Origin of the sequence: Mesorhizobium sp. M7A.F.Ca.CA.002.04.1.1 (genome assembly GCF_004022805.1) — a bacterium.
In the GTDB taxonomy this organism is placed as follows: Bacteria; Pseudomonadota; Alphaproteobacteria; order Rhizobiales; family Rhizobiaceae; genus Mesorhizobium; species Mesorhizobium ciceri.
This window is the reverse complement of sequence record NZ_RZPL01000232.1, coordinates 1-7,432: the sequence shown is the minus strand read 5'-3', so window position 1 is coordinate 7,432 and position 7,432 is coordinate 1. Positions and strand designations below refer to the sequence as shown.

The 7,432-nt window shown below is 62.9% G+C and carries 7 protein-coding genes; all 7 read left to right on the top strand.

The genetic code is table 11. The features are described from left to right. Window positions 1-827 (top strand): NADH-quinone oxidoreductase subunit M (locus ENZ75_RS14340; protein WP_164887821.1); only part of this gene is annotated, 827 nt, incomplete at its 5' end. An 18-nt stretch (window positions 828-845) separates the two neighbouring features. Then, complete coding sequence (nuoN, locus tag ENZ75_RS14335; RefSeq protein ID WP_063168234.1) at window positions 846-2,282, top strand: NADH-quinone oxidoreductase subunit NuoN; 1,437 nt, start codon at window positions 846-848, stop codon at window positions 2,280-2,282. A 5-nt stretch (window positions 2,283-2,287) separates the two neighbouring features. Continuing rightward, complete coding sequence (locus tag ENZ75_RS14330; protein WP_063168233.1) at window positions 2,288-3,109, top strand: biotin--[acetyl-CoA-carboxylase] ligase; 822 nt, start codon at window positions 2,288-2,290, stop codon at window positions 3,107-3,109. Between the two features lie 117 nt (window positions 3,110-3,226). Continuing rightward, window positions 3,227-4,897, top strand: coding sequence for a ribonuclease J (locus ENZ75_RS14325; protein ID WP_013531104.1), 1,671 nt, complete (start codon window positions 3,227-3,229; stop codon window positions 4,895-4,897). A 110-nt stretch (window positions 4,898-5,007) separates the two neighbouring features. Next, window positions 5,008-5,412: a methylmalonyl-CoA epimerase gene (gene mce, locus ENZ75_RS14320; RefSeq protein ID WP_063168232.1), complete on the top strand. Its 405-nt coding sequence runs from the start codon at window positions 5,008-5,010 to the stop codon at window positions 5,410-5,412. Next, window positions 5,409-5,693: a DUF1467 family protein gene (locus ENZ75_RS14315; RefSeq protein ID WP_013531106.1), complete on the top strand. Its 285-nt coding sequence runs from the start codon at window positions 5,409-5,411 to the stop codon at window positions 5,691-5,693. The genes mce and ENZ75_RS14315 overlap by 4 nt, the downstream gene beginning before the upstream one ends. A 632-nt stretch (window positions 5,694-6,325) precedes the next feature. Further along, window positions 6,326-7,432 (top strand): proline--tRNA ligase (gene proS, locus ENZ75_RS14310; protein ID WP_128278155.1); only part of this gene is annotated, 1,107 nt, incomplete at its 3' end.

Below are 7,432 nucleotides of genomic sequence, written 5' to 3'. Positions count from 1 at the left end.
GGCCGGTGCACACATGGCTGCCCGACGCGCACGTCGAGGCGCCGACGGCGGGCTCCGTCATCCTGGCCGGCATCCTGTTGAAAATGGGCGGGTACGGCTTCCTGCGCTTCTCCTTGCCGATGTTCCCGCTGGCGTCGGAAATGTTCGCGCCGCTGGTCTTCGCGCTGTCCGTCGTCGCCATCATCTACACCTCGCTGGTGGCGCTGATGCAGGAGGACATGAAGAAGCTGATCGCCTATTCGTCGGTTGCTCATATGGGCTTCGTCACCATGGGCATCTTCGCCATGAACCAGGAAGGCGTGCAGGGCGCGATCTTCCAGATGCTCAGCCACGGCCTCGTCTCCGGCGCGCTGTTCCTGTGCGTCGGCGTCATCTACGACCGCATGCACACACGTGAGATCGCGGCCTATGGCGGGCTGGTCAACAACATGCCGAAATACGCCACGGTGTTCCTGATCTTCACCATGGCCAATGTCGGCCTGCCCGGTACCAGCGGCTTCGTCGGCGAGTTCCTGACCATGCTCGGCGTGTTCCGGGTCAACACATGGGTGGCGTTCTTCGCCGCCACCGGCGTCATCCTGTCGGCCGCCTACGCGCTCTGGCTCTACCGCCGGGTGATCTTCGGCGCACTGACCAAGGAGAGCCTTAAGGGACTGCTCGACCTGTCGCCGCGCGAGAAGGTGATCATCTACCCGCTGGTCGTGCTGGTCATCTTCTTCGGCGTCTATCCCGCCCCGGTCTTCGACGCGACGGCCCAATCGGTCAAGTCGCTCGTCACCAATGTCACTGCATCCATCGGCACCGCGCAGACCGCGGCGGCGAACTGACCAGAGGTTTTGCGAACCATGACGCCGGACCTTCTCTCCAGCCTGTCGCTCTCGACGCCAGAGCTGATCCTTGCCGTCGGCGCGCTGGCGCTGCTGATGGTCGGAGCCTGTTCGCGCGCCAACACGGCCAACACGGTAACCGGCCTTGCGGTTGCCGTGCTGGCGATCGCGGGCGCCTGGCTGATCTTCCGAACCGGGCAGGGCAGCGCTTATGGCAATGCCTTCATCCAGGATTCCTTCGGCCGCTTCATGAAGGTGCTGGCACTGGTTGGCTCGGCGGTGACGCTGGTGATGTCGATGCGCTTCGCCAAGGCGGAGCGTTTCGACAAGTTCGAATATCCGGTGCTGATCCTGCTGTGCACGCTCGGCATGATGCTGATGATCTCGGCCAACAGCATGATCGGCCTCTATCTCGGCCTCGAGCTGCAGTCGCTGGCGATCTATGTGCTGTGCGCGATCAACCGCGACAATCTGCGCTCGACCGAAGCGGGCCTCAAATATTTCGTTCTCGGTGCGCTGTCGTCGGGCATGCTGCTCTATGGCATCAGCCTGGTCTACGGCTACACCGGCAACACCGGCTTCCAGGAAATCGCCACGGCACTCGGCAGCGGCGAGCGCCAGCTTGGCCTCGTTTTCGGCCTCGTCTTCGTGCTGGCCGGCCTTGCCTTCAAGATTTCCGCGGTGCCGTTCCACATGTGGACGCCTGACGTCTATGAGGGCGCGCCGACTCCGGTGACGGCCTTCCTGGCGGCGGCGCCGAAAATGGCGGCGATGGCACTGATCGTGCGCGTCACCATGGGCGCGTTCAAGCCAATCGCCGCCGACTGGCAGCAGATCATCGTCTTCATCTCGATCGCCTCGATGGCACTCGGCTCCTTCGCCGCAATCGGGCAGACCAACATCAAGCGCCTGATGGCCTATTCCTCGATTGGCCATATGGGTTACGCGCTGGTCGGCCTTGCCGCCAACAGCCAGGCCGGCGTGCGCGGCGTTGCCATCTACATGCTGATCTATCTGGTGATGACGCTCGGCACCTTCGCCTTCATCCTCGCCATGCGGCGCAAGGAAGGCAATGTCGAGCAGATCAGCGACCTGGCCGGCCTGTCGTCGACCAATCCGGTCATGGCGACGATCCTGACCATCCTGATGTTCTCACTCGCCGGCATTCCACCGCTCGCCGGCTTCTGGGGGAAATGGTACGTCTTCCTCGCCGCCATCAACGCCAATCTCTACGCGCTGGCGATCATCGGCGTGCTGGCCTCGGTGGTGGGCGCCTATTACTATTTGCGCATCATCAAGATCATGTGGTTCGACGAACCGGTCGGCGGCTTCGTGCCGATGGCGACGGAATTGCGTGTCGTGCTCGGCGTCTCCGGCGCCTTCGTGCTGTTCTACGTGTTGATCGGTGGGCCGATCGGCACCTATGCCGAAGCCGCCGCCAAGACGTTTTTCTAGACGGCATGGCATTTCGGCTGGCTCCAACCTCGGCGTCGGAAGGGTTCCGGCTCGAGGCGCATGAGAGCGTCGGCTCCACCAATGCGCTGGCACTGGACCACGCAAGGGCAGGCGACGCCGGCAAATTGTGGGTCGTTTCCAAGAAGCAGGAAAGCGGGCGTGGCCGGCGCGGCCGCGTCTGGGCGACCCCGGAAGGCAACCTGGCGGCGACGCTGCTCGTCATCACCAAGGCAGAGCTTCGCCTTGCCGCGACATTGGGCTTCGTCGCAGGACTGGCGCTGGCCGATGCACTCGATGCCGTGGTGCCGAAGGGCCGGATCGCCATTGGCCTCGACGGTGGCAGCGAAGGAAAAAACCGTTTCGAGCTGAAATGGCCGAACGACGTGCTTGCCTCCGGCGCCAAGCTGGCCGGCATCCTGCTGGAATCGGCAATCCTCGAGGGCGGCCGTTTCGGAGTGGCGGTCGGCATCGGCGTCAATGTGGTGGCATACCCTGAGGATTTGCCGTATCCCGCAACTTCCTTGCGCGCGCTGGGCGCGGCATGCGATGCGGAAACACTGTTCCTGGCGCTGTCGGATGCCTGGAGCGAGAATGCCCGATTGTGGGATGAGGGGCGCGGACTTGCCGCCGTCAGGCGACGGTGGCTTGATCGTGCCGCGGGGCTCGGCGGCGAGGTTGCCGTCAGAATTGACGGTAATGTGGTGCGCGGGGTGTTTGAGACCATTGACGAGGACTGCCGTTTCGTGATCCGCGACGATGAAGGTTCGGTTCGGACGATCGCCGCCGGCGATGTGCATTTCGGCGCGGTCGCTTCGGCCAGGGCATAGGGCCGTTCATGAACGGTTCTAACTGTTTGTTTTTGCGCAACTCCGGTGGGAAAACCGTTACACACTTTTCCCGGAATTGCTTTTGAGCTTGGCCTGAGGGCCAGGAAGGGAAAAATCATGGCGAAAGCGGAAAACGCCGAACTCGTCTTCGTGCCGCTCGGCGGCGTCGGCGAGATCGGCATGAACTTCGCTCTTTACGGCTACGGGCCGCCCAGCGCGCGCGAATGGATCGTCATCGATGTCGGAGTGACCTTCCCCGATGCCAGCCTGCCGGGCGTCGACCTGGTGCTGCCCGACACACGCTTCATCGAGGAGAACCTCGCCAATCTGCGCGGCATCATCATCACGCATGCGCATGAAGACCATTACGGCGCGCTGCTCGACACATGGCCGAAGCTGAAGGCGCCGGTCTGGATGACGCCGTTCAGCGCCGGCCTGCTGGAAGCCAAGCGGCAAGGCGAGCAGGGCGCACCGAAAATACCGGTCACGATCTACCGGGCGGGCGAGAAATTCACCGTCGGCCCCTTCGAGATCGAAGCCATTCCGGTCGCGCACTCGATTCCCGAGCCGATGTCGCTGGCGATCACCTCGCCGGCAGGCACCGTCATCCATACCGGTGACTGGAAGATCGATCCGGAGCCGACGATCGGGCCGAAGACCGACGAGGCGCGTTTCCGCGCCTATGGCGACAAGGGCGTTCTGGCGCTGATCTGCGATTCGACCAATGCGCTGCGCGAAGGCGAGTCGCCTTCGGAAGTGGCTGTGGGCGAGGGCCTCAAGGGCGTCATCCAGGCTGCCAAGGGCCGTGTCGCCGTCACCACGTTCTCCTCCAATGTCGGACGTATCGTCTCGATCGCCAAAGCGGCGCGCGATGCCGGACGCCAGTGCCTGGTGCTTGGCCGTTCGCTGAAGCGGGTCATCGATGTGGCCGGAGAACTCGGCTACATGGACGGTCTGCCGGAGTTCATCGCCGAGGAGGATTTTGGTTTCATCCCGCGCGAAAACCTGGTCATCATCTGCACCGGCAGCCAGGGCGAGCCGCTGGCCGCACTGGCCAAGCTGTCGCGCGAAGAGATGAAGTCGGTGTCGCTGACGGCAGGCGACACGGTGGTGTTTTCCTCGCGTACGATTCCCGGCAACGAGAAGGCGATCCTCGAGATCAAGAACCGTCTCATCGACCTCGGCGTCAAGATCATCGAGGACGGCGATGCGCTGGTGCATGTCTCCGGCCATCCGCGGCGCAGCGAATTGCGCAAGATGTATGAATGGGTGCGCCCGCAGATCGGCGTTCCCGTGCATGGCGAGGCGGCACATCTGGTGGCGCAGGGCTCGCTGATGTCGACATCGGGCATCGGCCAGGTGGCGCAGGTGCGCGACGGCGACATGCTCAGGCTTGCTCCCGGCCCAGCCACCATCATGGATCAGGTGCCGTTCGGCCGTATCTACAAGGATGGCAGACTGATCGGCACCGATCAGGCGATGGGCATCCGCGACCGGCGCAAATTGTCCTTTGCCGGCCACGTGGCGGTCAATGTCGTGCTGGACGACAAATATGAGCTTGCCGGCGACCCCGATCTGGTCGCCATCGGCGTCGCCGAGGCCGATGGCCGTGGCGAGTCGCTGGAAGATCTGATGATCGATGCGGCAATCGGCGCGGTGGACTCGATCCCCCGTCAGCGCCGAAAAGACCTCGACCTGGTGCAGGAAGCAGTGCGGCGCGCCGTGCGCGGCGCCGCCAACGAAGCCTGGGGCAAGAAGCCGCTGGTGACGGTGTTCGTCACTCGCTGAGGGGAGTGGGGCAGTAAGGGAGTAGGGCAGTAGGGATTTCGATACGAGGCAGGTCAGCTTTTCCCCTATTGCCATACTGCCCTATTGCCATACTGCCCTGAGGAAAACCTATGCTCGGACGTCTGAACCATGTCGCGCTTGCCGTGCCGGATCTGGCTGCTGCCGTAGCGGCCTACCGCAACACGCTCGGCGCGGAGGTTACGGCGCCGCAGGCACTGCCGGAGCACGGGGTGACGGTGGTGTTCGTCAATGTCGGCAACACCAAGGTCGAACTTCTGGAGCCTTTGGGCGAGGGATCGCCGATCGCCGCCTTCCTGGAGAAGAACCCCTCCGGCGGCATGCATCACCTTTGCTATGAGGTCGACGACATCCTGGCCGCGCGCGATCAGCTCAAGGCCGCCGGCGCCCGCGTGCTGGGCGACGGCAATCCGAAGATCGGCGCGCACGGCAAGCCGGTGCTGTTCCTGCATCCGAAGGATTTCTTCGGCACGCTGATCGAACTGGAGCAATCATGAGCTGGGTTTCGTTCACCGCCCTGTTTTTCGCGACCTGGTGGGTGGTGCTGTTCGCCGTGCTGCCGTTCAGCGTGAGGACGCAGGACGACGATCACGACGTGACGCTCGGCACGGTTCCGAGCGCGCCGCGTGGGCCTCACATGCTACGCGCCGTGATCCGCACCACCATCGCCACCGCGATCCTGATGGGCATTTTCTATGGCCTGACGCATGGGCTGGGATACAGCCTCAACGACATCCCGCACATCGTGCCGGAATTCAGCCAGACGCCGGCTAAATAGACTGTCCAGCGACGGCGTTTTCATATGTCGGACCGGGCGGGTTTCGGCGGGGAACGTCGTGCCGTTTTGCGGCCTGACGAGCGCTGACGCTGGGTAAGGTGGTTTGGCAACGCGTTGCGCTAAGCAGATGATTGCACAAAAAAAATGCAAGGCACGAGGCCTTGCAATTTAAACGCGTCCGATCTGTTTCCGGTTTCCGGCGGCAGCGAGTAACCGCGCCTAGATCGCATCCTCCCAAGACTTTGACCGCGTAGGAGAGCAGATTTTTTTCTGCCCTCTCGGTTATCGAGGTACATTAGCCTAAGGCGAATGAAAATGTCACGAAGAATTTTGCCTTGAAACGGGCATTCTCGTGCTGCACTGCACAATAGTGTGGCAGGCGTTGCTTGGCGAACGATCACCAAGACGCGCACAGTGACCGGGAGGCCTTGCAGCGCCATGGGTCTTCTGGACGGGCGAACGGCGGTGCGACGCTTCTGATCCCGGCTACCCATGTTTTTTGGAAATCGATTCCGCTTTTCGGGCCGAAGCGTCCGGGTTCCCATTCCGCCTTGAAATGGCTATGAAGCCGGGTCAAGCAAGCCAAAGTCGCGCCGATTCTGACGCGACCCTCCTCACTCACGGACCTGCCCATGCGTTTGTCGCGCTATTTCCTGCCGATCCTCAAAGAAAATCCGCGCGAGGCCGAGATCGTCTCGCACCGGCTGATGCTGCGCGCCGGCATGATCCGCCAGCAGGGGCAGGGCAGTTTCTCGTGGCTGCCGCTCGGCAAGCGGGTGCTGGACAAGGTATGCCGCATCATCCGCGAGGAGCAGGATCGCGCCGGTGCGCTGGAAATCCTGATGCCGACCATCCAGTCGGCCGATCTGTGGCGCGAAAGCGGCCGCTATGACGACTACGGCAAGGAGATGCTGCGCATCAAGGACCGGCAGGACCGCGACATGCTCTACGGCCCCACCAATGAGGAAGTGGTCACCGAGATCGTCCGCGCCTATGTGAAGTCCTACAAGGACCTGCCGCTCAATCTCTACCACATCCAGTGGAAGTTCCGCGACGAAGTGCGGCCGCGCTTCGGCGTCATGCGGTCGCGCGAGTTCCTGATGAAGGACGCCTATTCCTTCGACCTCGACTTCGAAGGCGCCAAGGCGGCCTACAACAGGATGTTCGTGTCCTATCTCCGGACTTTTACGCGCATGGGGCTGCAGGCTATACCGATGCGGGCCGACACCGGGCCGATCGGCGGCGATCTCAGCCATGAATTCATCATCCTGGCCGACACCGGCGAGAGCCAGGTCTACTGCCACCGCGACTATCTTGCGCTCGATGTGCCCGGCGCCAACACCGATTTTGCCAACGACACCGAGATCGCCGACATCGTCAAAACATGGACGACGCCCTACGCCGCCACCGACGAGATGCATGACGAGGCGGCGTGGGAGAAGATCGGCGAGAGCGACAAGGTTTCGGCGCGCGGCATCGAGGTCGGCCACATCTTCCATTTCGGCGACAAATATTCCAAGCCCATGGGCGCCAAGGTGACCGGACCCGACGGCAAGGATCATTTCGTCTCCGGCGGCTCCTACGGCATCGGTCCGTCGCGGCTGGTCGCGGCGATCATCGAAGCCAGCCATGACGACAACGGCATCATCTGGCCGGACGCGGTGGCGCCGTTCGACATCGGACTGATCAACATGAAGGCGGGCGACGCCGAGTGCGACGGCGTCTGCGACGAACTGCAT

Bases quoted from the DNA above. Each gene is read 5' to 3' on its own strand.
- ENZ75_RS14325 (WP_013531104.1), top strand. From the start codon at position 3,227: ATGGCGAAAGCGGAAAACGCCGAACTCGTCTTCGTGCCGCTCGGCGGC.
- nuoN (WP_063168234.1), top strand. From the start codon at position 846: ATGACGCCGGACCTTCTCTCCAGCCTGTCGCTCTCGACGCCAGAGCTG.
- mce (WP_063168232.1), top strand. From the start codon at position 5,008: ATGCTCGGACGTCTGAACCATGTCGCGCTTGCCGTGCCGGATCTGGCT.
- ENZ75_RS14315 (WP_013531106.1), top strand. From the start codon at position 5,409: ATGAGCTGGGTTTCGTTCACCGCCCTGTTTTTCGCGACCTGGTGGGTG.
- ENZ75_RS14330 (WP_063168233.1), top strand. From the start codon at position 2,288: ATGGCATTTCGGCTGGCTCCAACCTCGGCGTCGGAAGGGTTCCGGCTC.